Here is a 23,160-nt window from a genome sequence, read left to right as displayed (position 1 = left end):
TCCTGGGTGCATATCCGAAACGCCAAGCGGGCGTTCACTCACCGCTATACATCCGGCCCGCGCTCCTGTCACCTCCTGCCTGAGGATTGTTCCCCCCCCGGCAGGCGAAAGCGCAGGGCGTTTAGGCCACGGGCAGGCGCACGGTAAACACGCTGCCCGTGTTCGTGGCCGTGTCCGTGGGCGAATCCACCCAGACCTCGCCGCCGTAGTTGCGGGCGATGTGCCGGCAGATGGCCAGGCCGAGGCCAGCGCTGCCGCTGCCGTCCACGCCGTTGCCGTCGGCGCGGAAGAAGCGCTCGAAAATGCGCGTCTGGTCGTCCGGGTTGATGCCGGGGCCCTGGTCGGCAAAGGTCAGGGTCACGGTCTGGCCGTCGGAGGCCGCGGCGATCTGCACCTTGGTGTTCTCCGGCGAGTACTTGATGGCGTTGTCGACGATGCTCTCGACGATCTGCAGCAGGCCGTCCGGGTCGGCCGCGGCCGCGGGCAGGTCCTTGGGCAGCGGCGCCAGAACCAGCTCCATGCCCTTGTCCTGGGCGGCGAAGGCGGCGTTCTTGAGGGCGTGGTCCATGGCCTGCTCCACACTGGCGGAAAGCTCGCCGGGGCGTTTGCCCTCGCGCTCGCTCTTGGCCAGGGCGAACATGCCGCCGATGACCTTGGCCATGTGCACGGCGTTGGCGTGGATGATCTCCAGGAACTCCTTGCGCTTGGCCTCGTCCTGCGGGGGCGAGTCGAGGAGGGTCTCGGCGTAGCCGCGGATGCTCGTGAGCGGGGTGCGCAGCTGGTGCGAGGCGTTGGCCACGAAGTCGCGCAGCACGCGCTCCACGCGCTTCTGCTCGCTGGTGTCGTGGAAGACCAGGATGACGCGGGGCCGGTACTTGTGGTCGCGGAAGGGCACCACGGTCATCTCCGCGCAGTGGCGGTCCTTGAGCTCTATCTGGCGGCTCACGCGCTCGCTGGATTCGCCCGCCATGAGGCTGTCCACGATGTTCTGGATCTCCAGGCTCATGGTGGCCTCAAGGGGGGCGCGGCCGATGAACTCCTGGGCCCGCGGGAAGATTTTGGACAGGGCCGGGTTCACGTGCAGAATGCGGCCGCCGGTGTCGAGCACCATGACGCCTTCGCTCATGCCCTCGAACATGGCCCAAAGCTCGCCGCGCTGGTTTTCAATGATCTTGACGTTCTTCTTGATCTTCTTGGCCATGCGGTTGATGGCCTCGGCCAGGGGCTGGAACTCCGCCGCGGGGTAGAAGAGTATCTTGCGCCGGTAGTCGCCGTCGCCGATGGCCTGGGCGGCCTCGGTGAACTGGGCGATGCCCGCGGTGATGGTGCGCGACAAAAGCCAGAGCAGCACCCCCGAACCCAGCAGCAGCGGCACCATGGCGGCGAACAGCGCCCAGCGCATGCGCTGCAGGTGCATGCGCACCTGCGACACGGGCGCGGCCAGTCGCAGCACGTAGTCGGGCGCGCCGTTTTGGCCGGGCAGCTTCTTGGCCATGTAGATCATGTCGCGGTCAAGGGTCACGCTGTGGCGGGTGGCTTGGCCGACCTCGCCGCTTTGCGTGGCGATGATCTCCGGCCGGGAGGAGTGGTCGTCGAGCTTGCCGATTTCGCCGAAGGGCACGGAGGTGTCGGCCACGACCTTGCCGCCTTCGATCAGGGTGATGCGCATGGCCAGGCTGTTGCCCAGGGAGTGCAGAAAGTCCTGCCGGTCGCGGGGTTCCTTGAAGGGGCTGCTGCGGTCGAGCATCCACTGCACGGTCTCCAGGCGGCCCAGGGTCTCGCGCTCGAAGTCGCGCGCGGTCTCTTCGTCCAGGGTGGCGCTATAACGCCAAAAGGCCAGGGCCAACCCGGCAATAAGCACGCCCCAACCCCACAACAACACGCGCATCTGAATGGACTGCACTCTGGGCATCATCGATCCTTGGCTCTTTTCCGCCGCTGCGGGCGGGTTGTTTCGTTGGCGAAAAGCGCGCGGGCCGCTCAGGTGGCCCGGTACGAAGCAAGGGAACTGTGGCCGACAACCCGGTTGCGGCCCTGGGTCTTGGCGGCATACATGGCCTGGTCCGCCGCCAGGATGAGGTCGGAGGTCTTTTGCCCCGGCCCGATTTGCGCCACCCCGATGCTGACGGTGATGTGCAGAGGCGCGGCCGCGGGATCGGATTCGGTCAGGTGCGGCACAAAGGGGCAGCGGGCCACGTCCTGGCGGATCTCCTCCGCGCGGGCGATGGCCGCGGCCTCGTCCAGGCCCTCGCACAGGACCACGAGCTCCTCGCCGCCGAAACGCGCGGCGTAGCCCTTGAACTGCATGGCGTGGGCCGAAAGAATGGCCGCCAGCACGCGCAGCACGCCGTCGCCCACCTGGTGGCCGAAGGTGTCGTTGACGTCCTTGAAGCGGTCCACGTCGATGAACATGAGCGACACCGGCGTGTTTGCCGCGCGGCTGCGCTCCAGCACCATGGCGAGCTGGGCGTCCAGGGCGCGCCGGCTGAAAAGTTCGGAGAGCAGGGCGTCGAAGTTCGCCGTGTGCTCCAGCTGGTTCGCGCGCTCCTGCCAGGTCCGGGCCTCGGCGCGGGCCATGGAGACCATCTCCGTGACCATGCCGCGCAGACGGTCCACCACCTGCGCGCGGGAGTCGGCGGCGCTGATGTCGCGCTCTGTCGCCGCGCCGATGCGCTGGATGCTCGACTCGCGCTCTTCCGTGCTCTGCTGGATGTCGGCGAAGACCTTGCCCATCTCCTCGTACAAAGAGGCGTAGCCCTGGCGCTCGTTGTCCAGCTGGTTGCGCAGGTCCGCCATTTTGGGATTATCGAGCAGGAAGTGCTGGATGGTCTGGACGATGTGGGTGAAGCGCTTGCGGTCCAGGGGGCGTTTGCCCATCTGTTCAAAGATCTTGGCCTGCAGCTGCGCCTTCTGCTCCTCGCTGAACAGGTCCATGGCGGAAACGAGATTCCGGGCGAAAAGCACCACGGCCAGCCAATCGGCGTCGTCGGCCACGCCGAGACGCTCCAAGACAGCCTGAACCCCGTCCAGTCCGTTATGGCCCTTATGGTCCTGTTCCGTGGTCATTTCCACCTCGCGCGGGCGTCAGTCTAGCGCAGTTCGCGGGGAATTCAAAGCGGGGAAAGGCCCCATGCATTTTTCGGCAGGCCCGGCGCAGCCCCTGGGACCGTGGGGGCGCGGCTTCGGCATGTTGCACTGCCGCCAGCATCATCTACCGTGTGCGGGCTTGTGCGTCAACGGGATTGCGGGGATTGGGCGGAACAGAGGGGCGGTATTTCGCGCCCTGTTGCCTTACGGCTTGCCGTGCCCTATGTTGCGGCCCATGATGACCGAGCCGGACACGACGCCGTTTGACGACGATTTTTTTTCGCCAAAGGACCCCGGGCTGCCGCCGCTGGACTGCCTGGGCTGCGGCTGGTGCTGCCTGGACAACCCCTGCGAGGTCTCGCACCAGGCCTTCGGCTACACGCCCCGCTGCCCGGCCCTCAAGTGGACCGGCGCGCGCTACGTGTGCGATCTGGTGATCCATCCGCTGCCGGGAATAGATTTGACGCCGCTGTTCGTGGGACAGGGCTGCTGCGCCCGGCACAACGCCTGGCGCGATGCCGTGCGCGAACGCGGGTAGGCCTCCGCCCGAAAGGGCTTCCGTCTTGTCTTTTCGCCCGCCTACTTCTTGTTCAGCACCTTGAAGGCCTGCCGGGCCAGCACCTTGTCCCGGTACAGAATCTCGATGACGTATTCGCCGGGGGCCAGGCTGCCAGGGGTGTCGAAGCTCCACACGCTGTGCTCCACCGCGCCGATGACGCGCTCGTACTGGGCCGAGCTCATGTTCATGGGCAGCTGCGTGTCCGGGTTCACCATCTGCGGGTGCCGCACCACCACGTCCACCACCACGCGTGCGCCCTTGGGCGCGCCGGAGAGCTGGTAGCGCAGGCCGATGCCCGTGCCGAGGGTCGCCTCGACCACGTTGCCGCGCCGCAAGAGCTTGAAGTCCTGGGCACGGTCCTGAATGCCGTCGGCCACGCTGAGGGAGCGGTCGCGGCTCACCACTGTGGACGAGAAAACGCCCACGGCCAGCACCTTCGCCCCGGTCACGCGCGCTTCGGGCGCGTTGCGCGCGCCTGCGGGCTGAGCGGGTTCCGGCTGCTCGGCCGGGGGCCGCGCGGCCACGGGCTCCGGGCTGCCCATGAACAGCGCCGCCGCGGCGAAGCAGCTCAATAACGTTTGTTTCATGCCGCACGCCTCCGCGTGGAAAAAACGGCTACAGGCCAAGGCTCTTCCGCAACACGTCCATGCGCAGATGCTTGGCCACCAGCTCCGCGCCCTGGTGTACCTTCACGTCGTCGCGCATCTTGTGGCGGGTCAGCAGGTTCTCCATCTTCTTCGCCACGGTGAAGGTGTCCTCGCGCACGATGATGATGCTGGTCTCCAGCACCTCGGACCGGGTCAGGATGACGTCGTTGGGATACAGGTTGCCGGTGAGCACCAGGCAGGGGCAGTCGCCCTCCAGGGCCACCAGCTGCACGTCCGCGCGGTCGCCGCCGACGATGACCGCGGCGTTCTTCTTTTTGCGGAAGTGCAGCATGAAGTTCTCCACCTGCATGGTGCCGATGAGGAACTGCGAGACCACGCGGTCGGTCTTGTGGTGCGCGCTGATGACCTTGCCGCCCAGGCGCTGGGCCAGGTCGCCCACGGTGATGGAGCCCATGAGCGGGTCCCGCGGGAGCACGCCCAAAACCGGGATGCCGCGCGCCTCCAAAAACGGGGCCAGGTGTCCGGTCACCTCGTCCACCGAGGCCGGGGGCACGTCGTTCAGCACCACGCCGGAAAGGTGCTCGCCCAGCTGTTCCTTCAACATCAGCAGCAGGTCGTAGTTCAGCTCTTTTTCAAAGCGGTCGATGACCAGGGCCTTGATGTCCAGGTGCTTGACCATGCCGATGGCGTCCACGCCGGAATATTTGCCCGAATACATGCTGCCGCTGCCCGCCACAAGCATCAGGTCGCGGCCGCGGGCCAGACTCTTGTAGGAATCGGCGATGCCGCGCAGCAGGCCGCCGTCGGCGACGCCCGCCAGCCGGCCCTCGAAGGCGTCCACCTTGAAGTCGTGGGTGACGACCACCGGGGTCATGGCCTGCGGCGTATGGGCGGGGTCGTTGGCCAGGCCCAGGGCGGCGCGCACAAAGAGCGCGTCCTCGTCGCCCAGGCCGCCCTCGGTCTCGACGGGCATGGCGCCTACGGGCTTCATGTAGCCGATGTTGAGCCCGGCTTGGCGAAAGGCCAGACCAAGCCCCACGGTGATGGTGTTCTTGCCGGAATAGCCGGAGGTGGAGCCGATGTAGAGTCCGGGCATGCGCCCTCCTTCGCGTTGCAAGTCAGAGAAAATCGCCGCCTCAAACGTGGCGCTGCGGCAGAAGCCCTTGCCCGCGCCGCCCGGATGTGTCGCCGCCGCCGTCCGCCCGCTGCGCGTTCACCGCGCGTTCACAGCGCCCTCGTCCGTTCACCCGCCGCCGCTGAAGCATGTGCCGACGGTTCAAATGCCGCTGCCTGCTGCTCTCGCCAAGTGCTCCCCCGACTGGTGCCGTGGCCTGATCGCCGTCCAGTCCCGGCGCATCCCGCCGGCCAGAGCCGGACCATGCGCCTGGCCGCTAGCCCAGGGTCAGGCGCGCCCCGGCGATGAACACGCCCTCGGGGCCGGCCAGCACGGGTGAAAATTCCGCCCCGGCCAGCCGCTCCACCCGCAGAGCCAGGCGCGAAACGCCGAGCAGCAGCCGCTCCAGCGCCGCCAGCGAAACCACGGCCCCGCCGCAGGCCCCGCGCAGCAGCGGGTAAAAGCGCATCTCGCGCAGCATCTCCCGCGCGTCCGCGGGGCTCAGGGGCGCCAGCCGGTGCGACACCTCGCCCAGAAATTCCGCTCCCACCCCGGCCAGCCCGCAGGACAAAAGCGGCCCGAACTGCGCGTCGCGGGTGAAGCCCACCACCAGCTCAAAGCCTTTTTCCGGCACCTGCCCCGCCGCCTGCACCAGGCAGCCCATGATCGGGGCGTCCGGGCGCACGCGCGCGGCGCGGTTGGTGAGGGCCAAAAACGCCCGCTGCACGGCCTCGGCGTCGCCCAGGCGGGAAAAGCGCGCCGCGTCGCCCTTGAAGACCGGCGCAGGTCCGGCGTCGCGCGTGGCCAAGCGCAGGCTCACGGGCAGGCCCAGTTCTCCGGCCAGGCGCACGGCCTCCGCGCCGGTGCGCGCCAGCCCTGTGGAGAGCACGGGCAGCCCGGCCGCGTGGGCCACTTCCAGCGCGGCCACGCCGCCCAACTCCAGCAATCCCTGGCCATGGGCCGCCGCCACGATGGCTCCGGCCTCGTCGTCCCAGGGGGCGTTCTGGGGGTTTCTGGCCTCGCTGGAACGCGGAGGCGGAGCCGGGCGCTCCAGGCGGCTGTGCTGTGTGTACAGGGCGCTGAGCGCGGCCACCGCGGCTTCGGGGAAATCATAGCAGGGAATGCCCGCGGCCAAAAGGGCCTCGCGTCCCGGCCGCACGGCCTCGCCGCCCAGAAAGCAGGCCGCGAAGGGTTTGCCGCGCGGGTTCTTGTGCGCCGCAACCTCGATGACGGCCTGGGCCGTGGCCAGGGGCCGCGCGGGGGAAGTCGGCGTCAGCAGCACCAGCAGGCTCGAAATGTGCGGGTCGGCCACGAGGATCTCCAGGGCCGCGCGGTAGCGCTCCGGTCCGGCGTCGCCCAGCAGGTCAACGGGATTGTACAGCGAGGCGAAGCCCGGCAGGGCGGCGGTCAGGGCCGCCAGGGTGCGGGAGCCGGGGCGCGGCAGGGTGAGCGCGCTTGCGGCGCAGGCGTCCGCGGCGAGAATGCCCGGCCCGCCCGCGTTGGTCACCACGGCCAGCCCCGGCCCGGCCGGAAGCGGCTGGGCGGAGAAGACCTGCGCCAGGGAGAAGAGGTCGGCCATCTCCTCCACCTGGATGATGCCCGCCTGACGAAAGGCCGCGCGGTACGCCGCGGGCGAGCCCGAGGCCGAGCCCGTGTGCGCGGACACGGCGCGCGCCCCGGCCGCGGTGGCTCCGGCCTTGAGCAGCAGCACGGGCTTTTTCGCCGCCACGGCGCGGGCGGTGGCCAAAAATTCCCGGCCGTCCTCCACGCTTTCGCAATAGCCCAAAATGACGCGGGTTTCCGGATCGTTGCCCAGGGCGCGCAGCACGTCGGCCTCGTTCAGCCGGGCCTTGTTGCCCAGGCTTATGAACTTGGCGAAGCCCAGGCCCAGGCTTATGGCCCAGTCCAGAACGCACACGCACATGGCCCCGGACTGGGAGAAGAAGGAGATGCCGCCCGGTTTGGGGTGTCCGGCGGCGAAGCTGACGTTCAGATTGCAGGCGGTGTTGATGAGGCCCAGGGAGTTTGGTCCCAGCAGCAGCATGCCCGAGGCCTGCGCCAGCCGGGTGAGCTCCTGCTCGGCCAAAAAACCCTGCCTGCCCGTCTCGCGGAAGCCCGCCGCAAGCACTATGGCCGCGCGCACGCCGCGTTTGGCCAGGGCCTTGATCTCCGGCAGGGCCTGCTCGCGCGGCAGGCACACCACGGCCAGATCCACGCCCTGGGGCAGCTCCGCCGAGGAGGCCAGGGGCGCAAGGCCTTGGACTTGCTCGCCTGCGCTGGCGGCGGCGGGATTGACGGGATGGACGACGCCCCTGTACCCTGCGGCCAGCAAATTGGACAAAACCATGCCGCCGACCTTGGCCCGGCTGCGCGAGGCTCCCACCACGGCCACCGAGGCGGGGGTGAAAAGCGGGGCGAGGGGGCGGTGGTCAGACATTGCAGCGGCCTTCCGGGGGACTTGATGGACGAGAATTTCAAGACAGTACAGGAAATCATCCACTATCGTTTCAGCCAAGTCAAGCTGCTGGAGTTGGCGCTGACGCACAGCTCCTGGGCCAACGAGCAGGCCCGGCCCGACATGAGCAACGAGCGTTTGGAGTTTTTGGGCGACGCGGTGCTGGAGCTTTGCGTCAGCGAGGAAGCCTACCGGCGGTTTCCCGACTCCGACGAGGGCCTGCTGACCAAGCAGCGCTCCCGGCTGGTCAAAACCAGCACCCTGGCCAGCGTGGCGCGCGGCATCGGGCTCGACCGGCACATGCTGCTCGGCCGGGGCGAGGAAGCCCAGGGCGGCCGCACCCGCGACAGTTTATTGGCGGACGCCCTTGAGGCGCTTTTCGGCGCGGTGTTTCTTGACGGCGGCTTTTTGGCCTCGCGCGATTTGGTGCTGGGCCTGCTTGAGCCCCTGTGGCCCGCCTCGCCCACGCTCCCCGGCGGCAAGGACTGCAAGAGCCGCTTGCAGGAGCTGACCCAGGAGACCCACCGCGAGCGCCCGGTGTATGCGCTGGTGGAGTCAAGCGGCCCGGAGCACCACAAGATCTTCGAAGTGGAGGTGCTTTTGCCGGACGGGCAGCGCTTCCGCGCCACGGGGCCCAGCCTGAAGAAGGCCGAGCAGGCCGCCGCCCAAAGCGCCATAAGCAGCCTTGCGCAGCAAAAGATCTAAGCAGCCGCCAGACAAATCAAAACGGACCGGTGGGAAAATCCTGCCGGTCCGTTCTGCTTGGGGGGCGTTGAAAAACGGCGCCAGGGCCGTGCCGGGCTATCCCTGAATGAGCTGCAGGGCCATCTTGGGCAGGCTGTTGGCCTGGGCCAGCATGGCGACCGCGGACTGGGCCTTGATCTGCTCAAGGGAGTAGTTCGTCATCTCGGTGGCGACGTCCACGTCGGAGATGCGCGATTCAGAGGACTGCAGGTTTTCCGCCTGGATGGAAAGGTTGGTGATGGTGTTTTCCAGGCGGTTCTGCATGGCGCCCAGGGCGGCGCGGATCTTGTCCTTGGAGACGATGGCCTTGTTGATGCAGTCAAGGGCGAGCTGGGCCATTTCCTGGGTGGAGATGGTCTTGCCGGCGGTGCCCGTGGAGAGGTGGCCGAGGCCCAGGGCCGAGGCGGTCACGCAACCCACGTTGATGTAGTAGTAGTCTTCCGCGGAGTCGTTGCCGGAGCCGAAGTGGATCTTGAGCGCGCCCGTGGACTCGATGCCCCTTCCGTTGTGGCTGGCGGCATCACCGGAGAGGTGGCCGTTCAACAGATGGATGCCGTTGAAGTCCGTGGCGTTGGCGATACGTGTTATTTCAGAGCACATCGCCTGGTATTCGGAGTCGATCATGAGCCGCTGGTCGGAGCTGTACGTGCCGGTACTGGCCTGCATGGCCAGTTCCTTGAGGCGGATCAGCTTCTCGTCGATGACGCCGAGGGCGCCGTCGGCGGTTTGGATCATGGAAATGGCGTCGTTGGCGTTGCGCACGCCCTGGTTCAGGCTCTGGATGTCCGCGCGCATGAGTTCGCGGATGGCCAAGCCGGCGGCGTCGTCCGCCGCGGTGTTGACGCGCAGGCCCGAAGACAGCCGCTGGGTGGAAGTGGACAGGTTCCCGTAGGCGCTGTTCAAATTCCGTGATGCGTTCATCGCCATCAAGTTGTGATTGATCACCAAAGACATGACGTAAACCTCCTTGTTCGAAAAAACATTCCCTTTTGCGGCCTCGGATGCACAGGCGGTGCCAACATGGAAATTTTGTTTTATTCGTGAAGGTTATGCGTCAACAGATAGTCTAGAATTGTTTTGGATGTCCCCGCGGGCAGAGAAAAACATGCCGGGCGTCAGGTCCTTGTCGGGCAGGGAACGAGCTTTTACGCAGTGACTGCGTCTCGACACGTTCCCTTCTCTGTCTTATAAAGTGCAGAGCAGGAAAAAGGCTTTCTTTTCATCACCCCAGAAACAGGTTGTTTGCCCATGGCCGGCGCGCCCAAGTTTGATCAGGATCTTCGGGAATTTCTGGAGCCGTTGGCCGGCATGCTGGTCATGTTGTGCGACGACCCGCTTTTCGTGCGGGCGTTGCGAACCGCCATATTCAAGACCCTCGCGGTCAAGACGGACTGCCTGGAAATACACTCGGACCCGGCCCAGGCCCTGAAGAGCATCCGCAACAACCTGGCCCGCAAGGTTCCGGTGCTCGTTTTGGTCGACAGGCTTCTGCGCGGCAAGCCCACCCTGGAGTTTCTGCGCGCCGTGAAGACCACCTTTCCCGAGGTCAAGCTTCTGGTCATGACCCAGGAGACGACCAAGGGCGAGCTTTCGCAGCTCTACGAACTCGGCGTGGACAGCATGCTGACCAAGCCCGTGAGCATAGACACCCTGGTGGAAAAAATGGCCGGAGCCATCAAGCCCCAGGGCAAGATCAGCCAGCTGGTGCAGGAGGCCAAGCGCCACCTGGACCTGGGCGAGACCAAAAAGGTCATGGAGATCAGCCAGGAGATCCTGAAGCTCAAGGCCAAGAGCCCCGTGGCGCTCATGCTCATCGGCGACGCGCTGCTCAAGGAGGGACGCCGGGACGATGCCATCCAGGCCTACGAGGGCGCCCATGAGGGCGCCAAGCTGTACCTTGAGCCGCTGAAGAAGCTGGCCGATGTCCACCGCGGCGTGGACGAGGACTCGTATCTGCGCTTCATGCGCCGGCTCGACTCCATCAGCCCGCTGAACACGGAGCGCAAGTGCGAGATCGGCAAGGTCTACGCGCGCAAGCACGACCACGAGCGCGCCGACAGCTATTTCACCGCGGCCATAGAGAACGCCCGGCGCGAGGCCATGAATCAAGTGGACCGCATCGTGACGGACATCGCCGAGGCCGTGGCCGAAAGCGCCCCGCAATTGGCGGAGAAGTATTACGTGCAGCTTCTGGACATGAAGGGCGACAACCTGACCCCGGACGACATGGCCACCTTCAACCGGCTGGGCATTGCGCTCCGGCGGCAGGGCAAGTGGCGCGAGGCGGTGGATAACTACAAGAAGGCGCTCTCCGTGGTTTCCACCGACGAGCGCGTGCTGTACAACATGGGTCTGGCCTATGCCGACGGCCAACTGCATCGCATGGCCGTGGGCGTGTTCGAGCAGGTGCAGCGCCTGAACCCGAATTTTTGCCGCACCGCGCCCGTGGTGGCCTACAACATGGGCAGCGCCTACGCCATGAGCAAGGATCTAGACATGGCCAAGCATTTTTTGGGCATAGCCCTGGAGCTTGATCCCCAGCACCAGGCCTCCCTGCGGATGCTTGGCAAGCTTGCTTCGCTACAGTTGTAAGGGCCGCTAAAAGCGCACCAGGCGCAGAAAGCCCAGCACGAAGCCGATGGCGCCGAGATCGCCGTTATAATTGGCCAAAGCCATGGCTGTGAAGAAACTCCAGAGAAACACGACGGCTCTGCCGCCGGCCAAAAGTGCCAGCAGGCCGGAGACCAGGCTCAGCCCCCCCCATATGCCGTGCAGCTGGCCGAAGAGCAGCCCCTGGCGCAGCGCGCCGAGCAGGGCGTTGCCTTCCTCGCCGCTGACCGGGGTGTCCACCACGTAGATGCGGAAATAGAAGCTGGCCGCGTAGGTCAGCACGAAAAGGATGGCGGTGAGGACGGCATTGCGCGACACTGAGTACCTCTCTGGGGATGAAGGACACGCCGTGCATGCCGCGATTCGCCCCCAAGAGTCAAGCCCCGGCGGCCTGCTTCCGGTCCGGGGCGCTGATCGCCGCGCCCCTTTCCGGCCGCCGCGCTCCGCATTCCCGCCTGGGCCACCGAACCCGAAGGACGTGCCATGCGCCGAGTCTCTCCGCCACCCAGCCGCCTTTTTCCTCGTGGCTTCGCAGCCATAAGCCTTCGAGACCTGGCCCGGTTCCAGAGCCGAGGGCGAACGCCGCTCCGGGGCGGACTTCTGGTTCTGCTGCTTTGTCTGGCAGGCCTTGCCGCCCTGGCCTGCGCCCGCCCCGGCGCTGCGCCGGCCAATGCGCCTTCTCCGGCACCTTCGTCCGCATCGCCTTCCCCCGCGTCGCCTTCCCTCACATCGCCACCGGCCGCATCTTCTCCTGTCCCGTCTGTCACTGCGGCCTCTCCGGCCGCGCCGCTTTCGGCGGACGCCCTGGCCCGGGCTCTGGCGCTTTTGCAGGAAGGCCCGGACCAGGACCCGCAGGCCGCTCTTGAGCTGCTGCCCCCGGCTCTGGCCGAGCCGCATGCAGCCGCGCCGGATGCCGCCGCGTCGGACGCGGCCGCGTCGCGCATGCGTGTTGCGGCCTTGGCGCGCGTGCGGGCCCTGCGCCTGCTGGGGCGCTTCGAGGAGGCCGTGGCCGGGGTCAACCGCCTGATTCTGCGCGCCCCGCGCTCGCCCAACCTGTTTGTGGAGCGCGGCCGCGTTTTGTACGCCATGGGCGCCAGCGACCGCGCCCTGGAGGACTGCGACGCGGCCCTGAGCCTGGATCCCGGCAATCTGGAGGCGCTGCTGGCCCAGGGCGACATGCTCTTCGCCCTGGAGCGGCCCGCCGCGGCCGAGGCCAGCTATGCCCGCGCCATCATGGCCGCGCCGGAAAATCCCCTGGGCTACATCAACCGGGGAGTAACGCGCGACGAACAGGGCCGCTTCGCCGAGGCCATCGCCGACTTCGACCGCGCCATCGCGTTGGATCCCGGTTCGGCCACGGCCTACGCCAACAGGGGCGTTTCGCGCTCCCAGACAGGAGACGCGGCCGGCATGTGCGCCGACTACCGGCGGGCCTGCGCCCTGGGCGCCTGCCGCCGCTTGGACGACGCGCGGCTCATGGGCTATTGCGGGCAGCCGCGTTAGGCGAAAACACGGTTGACAAAAGCGCGGAGACGGGTTCTTACTTGTCCGTTTTCGCTGTGGTCAACCGTGCCCTCCACCCCACCGGCCAGGAGGACGCAAGCCTTCCAAGGACGGAACATGCGGCTCACCCTGCGCGAGGCGGCGGCCTCCCTCAACTGCACCGAGAAGACCGTGCTGCGCTGGATCGCGCAGGCCGGACTCCCTACCGTGCGCCTGGGCGGGCTGTACCATTTCAACCGCGCCGAGCTCATGGAGTGGGCCATTCACCACAATATCGGGTCCACGGCCCTTTCCTGCGAGCTGGAGCCCGAGCCCGACGCGGACTGCGAGCGCGTTTCGGCCCTGGCCGGAGCCCTGCGCGCGGGCGGCGTGCTCGCGGGCGGCCAGGGCGAAACCCTGGCCCAGGTGCTCACCGCCGCCGTGGCGCGGCTGATGCCCGAGGCCCAACACGACGAGCGCGACCTGGTGCTGTCCATGCTGCTGGCGCGGGAGTCCACGGGCGTCACCGCCATCGGCGGCGGCATCCTCGTGCCCCATGTGCGCGCGCCGCTCATTTTGGGCGATGGCCCGCGCATCCTGCTGGCCTATCCGTCCACCCCCCTGCTCGAAGCCGCCGTGCCCACGCCGGACCAGCAGCCCATCCAGGCCGTTTTCGTCCTGGCCTCGCCCACGGTGCGCGCGCACCTGGCCCTGCTGGCCCTGCTGGCCGCGGCCTTGCGCGATGCGGACTTCCGCCAGGCCGTGCTTTCCCGCGCGCCCGAACATGCCCTTTTGCTGGCCGCGGCCGCCGCGGAGCACGCCTACCAGCCCGCGGCCAAGGGCATGGGGAGGCGCAGCGCATGATCTTCTTCGCCGCCTGTCTGGCCACCTTTCTGCTGGGCGCAGTGCTCTCGCTGCTGCCGCGCTCCTTCCGCGCCGCAAGCGTCCTCGGTTCGGGCATGGCCGTGCTGGGCTGCCTGCTGGGACTCGTCCCGGCCGTGCAGGCCCTCGTCGCGCCGCAGGACTGGGTGCTGGCCCTGGCCTGGCCGCCGCCCTGGGGCCTGGGCCGCTTGGCCATCGACGGCATTTCGGCCCTGTTTTTGACGCCCGCCCTGGTGCTCATCGCCCTGGGCGCGGTGTACGGCCGGGGCTACCTGGCGGAGACGGAAGGCCGCAAGAAGGCCGGGCCGCCCTGGTTCTTCTACAACATCCTGGCCGCGGCCATCACCGGCGTGTTCACCGCGCGCGATCCCTTCCTGCTGCTGCTGTGCTGGGAGGCCATGGCCCTGTCCTCCTACTTCCTGGTCTGCCTGGAGGACGACGACGGGGCCGTGCGCCGCGCCGCGCGCATCTATCTCGTGGCCTCGCACCTGGGCGCGGCGTTTCTGTTGGTGCTCTGCCTGCTTCCCGGCGCCACCTGGCCGCCTGCGCAGGGCGTTGCCGCCGGGCTTTTCGTCGGCTTTTCCGGAGAGGGCGCGGCAACTCTTGCCGTGGGGGCCGTGCCTGCGGGCGCGCTGTTCCTGCTGGCCCTCGTGGGCTTCGGCTCCAAGGCCGGCCTCGCGCCCTTCGGCGTCTGGCTGCCGGAGGCGCACCCCGCCGCGCCCAGCCATGTGTCCGCCGTGTTGTCCGGCGTCATGATCAAGACCGGCGTGTACGGCATTTTGCGCGTGCTTTTGGCCCTCAACCCCGAGCCCTGGTGGGGCTGGACCCTGGTGGCCATGGGCGGCGTCACGGCGGTGCTCGGCGTGGCCGGGGCCCTGGGGCAGAGCGAACTCAAGCGCCTGCTGGCCTGGTCGAGCATGGAGAACGCCGGGCTGATGCTCATGGGCCTGGGGCTGGGAGCCCTTGGCCGGGCCATGGGCGCGCCCCTGGTGGCGGCCCTGGGCTTTGGCGCGGCCCTTGTCCATGTGGTGAACCACGGCGTGTTCAAGTCGCTGCTGTTTTTCTGCGCGGGCAGCGTGCTGCACGGCACGGGCGAACGCCGCATGGACCAGTTGGGCGGCGTGCTGGGACGCATGCCCGTCACGGGCGCGACCTTCTTGGTGGCGGCGCTGGGCATTTGCGGCCTGCCGCCCATGGGCGGCTTCGCCTCGGAGCTGGTGTTGGGCCTGTGCGCCATCAAGGGCCTGCTGCTGCCCGTGTCCGGCCTGGATATTCCGAGCCTGGGCGTGCTGGCGGCGCTGGTGCTGTGCGCGGGCATGGCCGCGGCGGTGTTCGTGGGCGCCTTCGGCACTGTTTTTCTCGGCGCGGCGCGCAGCCAGGCCGCGACCCAGGCCCACGAGTCGCCCCGGGCCATGCGCGCGCCAATGATCGTTCTGGCCGTGCTGGCCCCGCTGCTGGGCCTTGGCGCGGCGCTGGTGCTCCAGACCGCGCTGCTGGCCCTGGAGCCCGCCCTGCCCGGCGCCGTGGTCCTGGGTGCGCCCACGGTGGAGGCGCTTTGGACGGCGGCCATGGTCTTCGGCCTTTTGCTGGCGCTTTTCGGCGGGCTGTTTGTTTTGCGGCGGGCCTTGCTGCGCGGGCGCGATGTGCGCACCGGCCCCACCTGGGACTGCGGCTATGCCGCGCCCACCGCGCGCATCCAGTACACCTATTCGTCCTTTGCCCAGCCCCTGGCCGACATGTTCCAGGCGCTCACCGGGCGCACGGGCAGCACCACGCGCCCCTGGGGCTTGTTCCCGGCGCGCGCGGGCTACGTGGCTGAGACGCAGGACCGCATCCTGCAAGGCTTCCTGGGGCTGTTCGGGTTCATCAACGCCAAGCTCGAGGCCATGCACCGGCTCCAGCAGGGACAGGTGCACGTGTACGTGCTCTACATCGCGGCCACGCTGGTGGCGCTGCTCGCCTGGGGGCTGTGGTGAGCCCGGCCGTGCACATGGACGCGCTTTGGCGCATCGTTGCCGGGCTTGTGCTGTGCCCGCTGCTCTTCGGCTGCATCAACCGCGTGAAGGCGAAGTTCGCGGGACGCCAAGGCCAGCCGCTGCTGCAAACCTATTACGACCTGGCCAAACTGCTGGGCAAGGGCGCGGTTTACAGCGCCACCACCTCCTGGGTGTTCCCCCTGGGGCCCATGCTGGGCCTGGCCTGCATTCTGGCCGCCCTGACCTTGGCGCCCCTCGGCGGCCAGCCGGGGCTGTTCTCCTTTGAGGGCGACCTGTTCCTCTTTGCCGGGCTGCTGTCTTTGGGGCGCTTCGCCACCGCAGCCGCCGCCCTGGACACGGGCTCCAGCTTCGAGGGCATGGGCGCCAGCCGCGAAATGCAGTTCGCCGTGCCCGCAGAGCTGGCCCAGGTATTGGGGCTGGCCGCCCTGGCCCAGGCCACGGGAACCTATTCCCTGTCCGAAATGCTGGCCCGGCTGGACATGGCCCACTGGGTGGCCGCGGGGCCGGTGCTGGCGCTTACCGCCACCGCTCTTTTCCTGGTGCTCCTGGCCGAGACCTGCCGCATTCCGGTGGACGACCCGAACACGCACCTGGAGCTGACCATGATCCATGAGGTCATGGTGCTCGACCACTCCGGGCCGGACTTCGCCTTCATCCTGTACGGGCAGGGGGTCAAGCTGTGGACCCTGGGAGCTGTGCTGACCGGGCTCATCATTCCCGCGCGCGGCGACGCCCTGCTGGATCCTGCCCTTGGGGCGCTGGGCATCTTCGGCCTGGCCGTGGCCATCGGCATCGGCGAGTCGAGCATGGCGCGGCTGCGGCTGTTGCTGGTGCCCCGGCTGCTGGTGGGCGCAACGGCCCTTTCCGGCCTGGCCCTCATACTGTTGCTGAGGTAGCGGACATGATCTCGCTTGTGGAATTCATACTTGTCGGCCTGGTGCTGACGAACCTGGTGCTTCTGGGCACCAGCCGCATCGGCCTGTGCATCCGCATGGTGGCCTTCCAGGGCGTGGGCCTGGCGCTGTTGCCGCTGTTGGGCCACGGCGAGTTCGAGCTCACCTCCCTGGCCATTTCCGGCGCAACGGCGCTGCTCAAGGGCTGGATCTTTCCCGCGCTGCTGTTCCGCTCCCTGGAGAGCGCCCATGTGCGCGCCGAGGTGGAGCCCTATGTCGGCTACTCCAATTCCCTGCTCTTCGGCGTGGCGGCCCTGGGCGTCTCGGTTTGGCTGGGCGGACGCATGCCCGTGCCCGGCCCCGGCGTGCCGCAGCTGCTCACTCCCGTGGCCTTCTTCACCATTCTGGTGGGGCTCTTCGGCATCGTGACCCGGCGCAAGGCCGTGAGCCAGGTGGTGAGCTACCTGGTGCTGGAGAACGGCATCTTCGCCTTCGGGGCCGTGGCCCTGCGCAAGGCCCAGCTGCTGGTGGAGATGGGCATTCTGCTCGACGTGTTCGTGGCCGTGTTCGTCATGGGCATCGCCATCTTCCGCATCAACCGGGAATTCGACCACATCGACGCCGACCGGCTGGCGTCGCTCAAGGAGTAGGGCGGATGCCAGCCAGATGGACCATCCTTGCGCCCGCGGCGGCGGGAGCCGCGGCCTTCGTCATACCCGACGACCGGACGCGGCGCGGGCTGCTTGCGGCCACGGGCGTGGCGCACCTGGCGCTGACCCTGCTGGCCTTCCGCGTGCCGGCCCGGTCCTGGTTTGAAGGCGCGCTTTTGCTGGACGACGCCGGACGCCTCTTTCTGCTCATCACCAGCCTGCTGTTCTTGGCCGCGGCCTTCTACACCGTGGGCTACCTGCGGCGCGAGACCACGGGCCGCAGGCAGGACATGGTCGAGGGGCGGCTGTTCTCCAACTCGCCCGAGGCGCGCTTCACCGGCTGCCTGCTGCTGTTCCTTTCGGCCTTGAGCTTCGTGTGCATGGCGCAGAACCTGGGCCTGCTGTGGGTCGGCGTGGAGGCCACGACCCTGGCCTCGGCTCCGCTCATCTATTTTCACCGCCACCACCGCTCCCTCGAGGCCACCTGGAAGTACCTGCTGTTGTGCTCGGTGGGCATCGCCCTGGCGCTTTTCGGCACCTACATGCTGGCCCTGGCCGGCGGCGGCGAGGTCTCCCTCGGCCTGCCCGCGCTCATGGCGGCTGGCCCCACGCTGAACCCCGTGCTGCTCAAGGCGGCCTTCGTGTTTCTGCTGGTGGGCTATGGCACCAAGATGGGGCTTGCGCCCATGCACACCTGGCTGCCCGATGTGTACAGCGAGTCGCCCTCGGTGGTGGCGCTCATGTCCACCTGCCTGCTGAACGTCTCGTTTCTGGCCATCCTGCGCGTGCGGCAGGTGCTTGCCGCCGCGGGCCAGGCCGAGTTCGGCAACGACCTGCTGGTGTTCCTGGGCCTGACGAGCATGGCCTGGGCTGCCGTGTTTTTGCTGCGCCAAACGGACTACAAGCGCCTGCTGGCCTATTCCAGCGTGGAGCACATGGGCATTCTGGCCTTTGGCGCGGGCATCGGCGGCATGGGCATGTTCGGCAGCCTGATGCATCTTTTCGCCCACGGCGTGGCCAAGGGGGCCATGTTCCTCCTGGCGGGCAACATTCTGGCCGCATACAAGACCAAGGACGTTGCCGGGGTGCGCGGGCTGGTTCGGGCGCTGCCCTATTCCGGTCCGCTGTGGGTTGCGGGCCTGCTGGCCCTCACCGGCATGCCGCCCTTCGGCGCCTTCGTGAGCGAGCTGTCCATCCTGCGCGCCGCCCTGGCCGGGGAGCGCTACATCCTGGCGGGCATCTTCCTGCTGCTTTTGGCCGTGGCCTTCATCGGCATCACCACGGCGGGCATGCGCATGGCCCAGGGCCAGCCCGGGTCCAATTTGACGGAGGCCGGCAAGCCCGTCGCCACCATCCGCGAGTCCTGGAGCGCCTGCCTGCCGCCCCTGGGGCTGATTTTGGCCGCGGTGCTGCTGGGCCTGTTCTACCCCGCGCCCCTGGCCGAGGTCATGGCCGCCGCGTCTCGCGTCACCGGAGGATTTTAAGCCGTGCGCAACGCCCAGGCCGTGCCCATCCGCGAAATTCCGTACCTCCCGGCGGAGGAGTTCTGCACCGAGGTGCTGGAGGCCGTGCTGCACGAGGCCCGGCTCTCGGCCCTGTTCTGCGCGCCCGTGGCCGGAGAGCTGCGGCTCTTCGCCATTTTGGCCGAGGACCGCCTGGGCGTGCTGCACGCCCTTTCTGCCCCGGCTGGGCAGGCCTATCCCTCCCTGACGCCGGACTGCCCGCAGGCCCATCTTTTCGAACGCGAGATCTGGGAGACCTGGGGCGTGACGCCCCTTGGCCACCCCTGGCTCAAGCCCGTGCGCTTCCCCAAGCGCGACCCCCAGGGCGGCGCCATACCCGGCCCGGACATCGGCCTGGCGCGGTTCATGGAGGCCCAGGGCGAGGCCACCCACGAGGTGGCCGTGGGCCCGGTGCACGCGGGCATCATCGAGCCCGGGCACTTCCGCTTCTTGTGCCACGGCGAGGACGTGCTGCACCTGGAAATCTCCCTAGGCTACCAGCACCGGGGCCTGGAACGCGCCCTGCTCAACGCCCCGGGCGGCGGTCCCGGGCCGCGCTTCCTGCAGCACATGCAGACCATCGCCGGAGATACGACCATCGGCCACGCCACGGCGGCCTGCCAGAACCTGGAGGCCTTGTCCGGCTGCCGGGTGCCGGCGGGCGCGCTGACGCTCCGGGCCATTGCCCTTGAGCTGGAGCGCCTGGCCAACCACGCGGGCGACCTGGGCGCCCTGGCCATGGACATGGGCTACCTGCCCACCTCGTCCTTTCTCGGGCGCATCCGCGGCGATTTCTTGAATATGACGGCCAAGCTGTGCGGCAGCCGCTTCGGGCGCGGACTGGTGGCTCCCGGCGGCACGCGCTTCGATCTGGACCGGGCGCGGGCCGAGGCCGTGCTGGCGCATCTGGCCCAGGTGTTCCCCCAGGCCGTGGAGTCCGTGGAGTTGTTGTGGAGCACGCCCTCGGTGGTTTCGCGCATGGAGGGCACGGGCGTGGTCTCGCGCGTGGACGCCCTGGCGCTGGGACTGGTGGGCGTGGCCGCGCGCGCCTGCGATGTGGAGATAGACGTGCGCCAGGACTACCCCGTGGGCGCGTATGCCTTTTCTCACGTGCCCGTGGCCGTGGCCCAGGGCGGCGACGTGGCGGGCCGGGCCTTTGTGCGCCACCTGGAGCTGCTGCACTCCGAGAAATTCCTGACCGAACACCTGACGCACCTGCCCGCCTGCTCCGGCGCGTGCGGGGGCTTCTCCGCCCCGGTGGGCAACCTGGCTCCGGAGCATTTGGCCGTGAGCCTGGTGGAGGGCTGGCGCGGCGAAATTTGCCACGTGGCGCTGACGGACGAAACCGGGCGCTTTGCGGCGTACAAGGTGGTGGATCCCAGCTTCCACAACTGGGCCGGGCTTTCCATGGCCCTGCGCAACCAGCAGATTTCGGACTTCCCCATCTGCAACAAGAGCTTCAGCCTGTCCTACTGCGGACACGACCTGTAAGGAGGGCGCATGATCCAGCATATCTTCGCCCGCCTGCGTCAGGGCCGCCGCACCGTGAACTATCCCAAGGTCATGCCCGAGCTGCCGGACCGCTACCCTGGGCGGCCCGAGGTGGACCCCAAGGCCTGCGACGGCTGCGGGGCCTGCGCGGGCGCGTGCCCCACGGGAGCCATAACCCTGGACGGCGGCCTGTGCCTGGATCTGGGCCGCTGCCTGTTCTGCACGGACTGCGCGGCCGCCTGCTCCAAGGGCGCCATCCGCTTCACGGGCGACTTCCGCATGGCCGCCGGCCGCCGCGAGGATCTCTTCCTGCGCGGCCAGCCCTATCAGCTGGCCCAGGCCGTGGAGCCCGCGCGCCGCAAGCTTTTTGAGAATTCCCTGCGGCTAAGGCAGGTGAGCGCCGGAGGCTGCGCCGCCTGCGAGCTGGACACCAACGTGCTGGGCACCCTGGTTTTCGACCTGGGGCGCTTCGGCATCCAGTTCGTGGCTTCGCCGCGCCACTCCGACGGGCTGCTCGTCACCGGGCCGGTGACGGAGAACATGCGCCTGGGCCTGGAAAAGACCTGGGCCGCCGCGCCGGAGCCCCGCGTGGGCATCGCCGTGGGGGCCTGCGCCATCTCCGGCGGGCCGTACGCCGGGCACGAGGAAGCGCACGACGGCTGCGCCGGGTTCATTCCGGTGGATTTGTTCGTGCCGGGCTGCGCGCCGCACCCCTGGACGATTCTGGACGGGCTGTTGCGGCTTCTGGGCCGCGCGGAGCGGGGCTAGCTTTCCGGAGAGGCTACTGTTCCGGTTGTTCCGGCGTTTGCGGCGGTCCGGACGCGGGCAGGCGCAGGATGACGCTGGTGAAGGCCGGTTCGTCCGTGCGCAGGGCGATGGAGCCGCCCAGGGTGTGCACCATGAGCCGCGCGGAATAGGTGCCGAGCCCGGTGCCGTGGGTCTTGCCCCAGGTGGCGTACTTCTCGAAAAACCGCTCGCGGACCTCGGCGGGCACTTCCCCCTTGTTGCGCAGGGTCACCACGGCGTCCGCGCCGTCCATGGCCAGGTTCACGGCGACCTCCTCACCCTCGGGCGAGGCCTCGGCCGCGTTCTTGAGCAGGTTCGAAACCACGGCGTCGAGCAGCCTGCGCTCGCCGCGCACGTAAAACGGCCCGGCCGGGCAGTCGGAGCGCACAGTCAGGCGCAGGCCCTTGCCTTCCACCAGCGTGCGCAGCTCCATGCGCAGGGCGTCCACCACGGCGCAAAGGTCCACGGCCTGGAGCTGCGGAACGAAGGCGCCCACCTCCATGGCGTGCAGGTCCAGGGACAGGGAAATGAGCTCCTGCATGCGCCGCGTCAGGGCGCGCACCTCGCAGAGGACCTGGGTCTGCTCCGCGTTGAGCGGGCCTAAAAGCTCCAGCAGCTCCATGGCGTTCTGCACCGAGCCGATGGGGCTCTTCAGGTCGTGGCGCACCACGCTCTCCACGTCGTCGCGCAGGGCCTCGGCCTTTTTGCGCTCGCTGATGTCGCCCAGGACGCCCAGGTAGCCGCTGAAGCGGTTGGCCGCGTCGGTCATGGGCCGTATGCGGCAGGACATCCAACGCCCCGCGCCCTTGGCGTCCATGAGCCGCAGCTCGCAGTCCACATCGCGCTTGCGCGCCAGGGCGTCGCTCCAGGTGGCCAAAAAAACGTCGCGGTCCTGGGGCAGAATGCGCTCCAGCCAGCCCTTTCCGGCCAGGGCCTCAAAGGGCATGCCGGTCTGGCGCAGCATGCGCTCGTTGGCAAAGGTCAGGCTCCCGGCCATGTCGGTTTCGAACACGCCCACGGGCGCCTGCCGGATGAGCCCGGCCAGACGGCGTTCGCTTTGCCGCAGGGCCAGCTCCGAGCTGCGCTGGGCGGTGACGTCGCGTCCCATGCTGACCACGCCCAGGCAGCGGCCCTCGGAGTCAATCACAGCGGTCTTGACCACGCTGATCCAATACTCCTTGCCGGGGGGCAGCATGCGCTGGGTGAAGCTGACGGGCTCGCGCGTTTCGCGGGCCAGGGAGCTGGTGGAAAGCTGGATGCGCAGCTCATCCTGGGAGAAGGCCTGCGACAGGGGCTTGTCGAGCAGCTCCTTGCGCGTGCGGCCCACATGCGTGCAAAAGGTCTGGTTCAGCTCGCGCAGCACGTCGTTTTCGTCGGTGACGAAGATGCTGTCCTGGGCGGACTGGAGCATGGCGCGCAGCAGGCCCTCGCTCTTGCGCAGGGCGGCTTCGGCCAGGCGGCGCTTGGTTATGTCGCGGCTGATGGAGACCACGCCCAGGCACTCGCCCGTGGCGTCGTACACCGGGGATTTGTGGACGCTCAGGTAGCGCGGCCCGTCGGGTCCGTCCTGGGTCAGCTCGTAGGTGACCGGGCTGCGCACGCTCATGATGCGCCGGTCCATCTTGACGTGGCGGTTGGCGGCCCGTCGGTCGAAGAACTCCTTGCCGGGACGGCCAAGCACGTCCTCGCAGGGCAGGCCCACCAGACGGCAGAAGGCGGGATTGGCCTCGCGGTACAGGCCGTTGGCGTCGCGGAAGCCGATTCCGTCGCCCGCGGAATCGAGAATGGCGCGCAAAAGGCCCTCGCGCTGGCGCAGCGAACGCTCGGCCACCTTGCGCGGGGTTATGTCGTGGCCGATGAAGAACAGGCAGCGGCGGCCGTCCTTGAGGGTGAGGGGCGCCGCGTCCAGCTCCACGTCGCGCACCTGGCCGTCCTTGAGCTTGTGGCGGCTGGCGTAACGCGCGGCGCCGCCCTCGATGAGCCTTCCCAGCAGCTCCTGCAAACGCTCCTGCGGCAGCAGGCTTATGTCCGTGGGGGAAAGCGCGCCCACATCCTCCGGGTCGTACCCGTAGAATTCGCAGGCCGCCGGGTTGGCGCTGATGATGTGGCCGGTCGCGGGGTCGATGAGGAACATGACCGCCCGGCTCGATTCGAAGGCGGCGCGGAAAAGGCTGTCGTGCGCAAGCGCCTTGGCCTTGCGTGCAACGGGCGTCTGCTTGTCCGGTGTGCTCATTGCAGTCCTTGGGGGGACGATTACAGTGCGCTACCTATGGTGAAGTCACATAGTGGGAGAGAAGTAA

19 protein-coding genes are annotated in these 23,160 nt (G+C 68.3%); 11 read left to right on the top strand and 8 right to left on the bottom strand.

The window, feature by feature from the left end:
- Window positions 1-121: 121 nt before the first annotated feature.
- Together ACYQ4W_RS12245 and ACYQ4W_RS12240 are read right to left on the bottom strand one after the other, a co-directional pair.
- Window positions 122-1,912 carry a HAMP domain-containing sensor histidine kinase gene (locus ACYQ4W_RS12245; RefSeq protein ID WP_459857030.1) on the bottom strand — a complete coding sequence of 597 codons (1,791 nt, stop codon included), beginning with the start codon at window positions 1,910-1,912 and terminating at the stop codon, window positions 122-124.
- Between the two features lie 68 nt (window positions 1,913-1,980).
- Window positions 1,981-3,066 carry a GGDEF domain-containing protein gene (locus tag ACYQ4W_RS12240; RefSeq protein WP_459857027.1) on the bottom strand — a complete coding sequence of 362 codons (1,086 nt, stop codon included), beginning with the start codon at window positions 3,064-3,066 and terminating at the stop codon, window positions 1,981-1,983.
- A 256-nt stretch (window positions 3,067-3,322) separates the two neighbouring features.
- On the opposite strand from ACYQ4W_RS12240, the gene ACYQ4W_RS12235 reads away from it, so the two are divergent.
- A complete protein-coding gene (locus tag ACYQ4W_RS12235) occupies window positions 3,323-3,625 on the top strand; it encodes a hypothetical protein (protein WP_459857024.1) in 303 nt (100 codons plus the stop codon).
- Between the two features lie 41 nt (window positions 3,626-3,666).
- Here ACYQ4W_RS12235 and ACYQ4W_RS12230 read toward each other — a convergent pair whose 3' ends face one another.
- The 3 genes from ACYQ4W_RS12230 to ACYQ4W_RS12220 all read right to left on the bottom strand — a co-directional run bounded on the left by ACYQ4W_RS12230 (window position 3,667) and on the right by ACYQ4W_RS12220 (window position 7,805).
- Complete coding sequence (locus ACYQ4W_RS12230) at window positions 3,667-4,233, bottom strand: DUF3859 domain-containing protein (RefSeq protein ID WP_459857022.1); 567 nt, start codon at window positions 4,231-4,233, stop codon at window positions 3,667-3,669.
- A gap of 28 nt (window positions 4,234-4,261) precedes the next feature.
- Entirely contained in the window at window positions 4,262-5,350 is a 1,089-nt protein-coding gene (locus tag ACYQ4W_RS12225; RefSeq protein ID WP_459857019.1) for a phosphotransacetylase family protein, read from the bottom strand.
- Window positions 5,351-5,645: 295 nt separating this feature from the next.
- Complete coding sequence (locus tag ACYQ4W_RS12220) at window positions 5,646-7,805, bottom strand: acetate--CoA ligase family protein (protein ID WP_459857017.1); 2,160 nt, start codon at window positions 7,803-7,805, stop codon at window positions 5,646-5,648.
- 24 nt (window positions 7,806-7,829) lie between these two features.
- On the opposite strand from ACYQ4W_RS12220, the gene rnc reads away from it, so the two are divergent.
- On the top strand, window positions 7,830-8,528 hold the full coding sequence (rnc, locus tag ACYQ4W_RS12215) for a ribonuclease III (protein ID WP_459857015.1): 699 nt from the start codon (window positions 7,830-7,832) through the stop codon (window positions 8,526-8,528).
- A 96-nt stretch (window positions 8,529-8,624) separates the two neighbouring features.
- Here rnc and ACYQ4W_RS12210 read toward each other — a convergent pair whose 3' ends face one another.
- A complete protein-coding gene (locus ACYQ4W_RS12210) occupies window positions 8,625-9,521 on the bottom strand; it encodes a flagellin N-terminal helical domain-containing protein (protein ID WP_459857012.1) in 897 nt (298 codons plus the stop codon).
- Between the two features lie 294 nt (window positions 9,522-9,815).
- Between ACYQ4W_RS12210 and ACYQ4W_RS12205 the strand changes: the two genes are divergently transcribed.
- The gene (locus ACYQ4W_RS12205) at window positions 9,816-11,159 is read left to right on the top strand and encodes a tetratricopeptide repeat protein (RefSeq protein ID WP_459857009.1); all 1,344 of its coding nucleotides are present in this window, start codon (window positions 9,816-9,818) and stop codon (window positions 11,157-11,159) included.
- A gap of 6 nt (window positions 11,160-11,165) precedes the next feature.
- On the opposite strand, the gene ACYQ4W_RS12200 is transcribed toward ACYQ4W_RS12205, so the two are convergent.
- The gene (locus ACYQ4W_RS12200) at window positions 11,166-11,495 is read right to left on the bottom strand and encodes a hypothetical protein (protein ID WP_459857006.1); all 330 of its coding nucleotides are present in this window, start codon (window positions 11,493-11,495) and stop codon (window positions 11,166-11,168) included.
- Between the two features lie 507 nt (window positions 11,496-12,002).
- Between ACYQ4W_RS12200 and ACYQ4W_RS12195 the strand changes: the two genes are divergently transcribed.
- From ACYQ4W_RS12195 to ACYQ4W_RS12160, 8 genes are all read left to right on the top strand, one after another.
- Window positions 12,003-12,680: a tetratricopeptide repeat protein gene (locus ACYQ4W_RS12195; protein ID WP_459857003.1), complete on the top strand. Its 678-nt coding sequence runs from the start codon at window positions 12,003-12,005 to the stop codon at window positions 12,678-12,680.
- Window positions 12,681-12,797: 117 nt separating this feature from the next.
- On the top strand, window positions 12,798-13,523 hold the full coding sequence (locus ACYQ4W_RS12190) for a PTS sugar transporter subunit IIA (protein WP_459857000.1): 726 nt from the start codon (window positions 12,798-12,800) through the stop codon (window positions 13,521-13,523).
- Window positions 13,520-15,517: a proton-conducting transporter transmembrane domain-containing protein gene (locus tag ACYQ4W_RS12185; RefSeq protein ID WP_459856997.1), complete on the top strand. Its 1,998-nt coding sequence runs from the start codon at window positions 13,520-13,522 to the stop codon at window positions 15,515-15,517. Before ACYQ4W_RS12190 ends, ACYQ4W_RS12185 begins: the two co-directional genes overlap by 4 nt.
- Window positions 15,514-16,434, top strand: a complete 921-nt coding sequence (locus ACYQ4W_RS12180) for a respiratory chain complex I subunit 1 family protein (protein ID WP_459856994.1) — start codon at window positions 15,514-15,516, stop codon at window positions 16,432-16,434. Before ACYQ4W_RS12185 ends, ACYQ4W_RS12180 begins: the two co-directional genes overlap by 4 nt.
- A 5-nt stretch (window positions 16,435-16,439) precedes the next feature.
- Complete coding sequence (locus ACYQ4W_RS12175; RefSeq protein WP_459856991.1) at window positions 16,440-17,081, top strand: NADH-quinone oxidoreductase subunit K; 642 nt, start codon at window positions 16,440-16,442, stop codon at window positions 17,079-17,081.
- 5 nt (window positions 17,082-17,086) lie between these two features.
- Window positions 17,087-18,565 carry a proton-conducting transporter transmembrane domain-containing protein gene (locus ACYQ4W_RS12170; RefSeq protein WP_459856988.1) on the top strand — a complete coding sequence of 493 codons (1,479 nt, stop codon included), beginning with the start codon at window positions 17,087-17,089 and terminating at the stop codon, window positions 18,563-18,565.
- A 3-nt stretch (window positions 18,566-18,568) separates the two neighbouring features.
- Window positions 18,569-20,074, top strand: a complete 1,506-nt coding sequence (locus tag ACYQ4W_RS12165) for a hydrogenase large subunit (protein ID WP_459856986.1) — start codon at window positions 18,569-18,571, stop codon at window positions 20,072-20,074.
- A gap of 9 nt (window positions 20,075-20,083) precedes the next feature.
- A complete protein-coding gene (locus ACYQ4W_RS12160) occupies window positions 20,084-20,842 on the top strand; it encodes an NADH-quinone oxidoreductase subunit B family protein (RefSeq protein ID WP_459856983.1) in 759 nt (252 codons plus the stop codon).
- 13 nt (window positions 20,843-20,855) lie between these two features.
- On the opposite strand, the gene ACYQ4W_RS12155 is transcribed toward ACYQ4W_RS12160, so the two are convergent.
- On the bottom strand, window positions 20,856-23,093 hold the full coding sequence (locus ACYQ4W_RS12155; RefSeq protein ID WP_459856980.1) for a PAS domain-containing sensor histidine kinase: 2,238 nt from the start codon (window positions 23,091-23,093) through the stop codon (window positions 20,856-20,858).
- Between the last annotated feature and the right edge of the window lie 67 nt (window positions 23,094-23,160).

Source organism: Humidesulfovibrio idahonensis, from assembly GCF_054657715.1.
The sequence above is the reverse complement of the archived record's forward strand: the minus strand, read 5'-3'. Positions and strand labels throughout refer to the sequence as shown.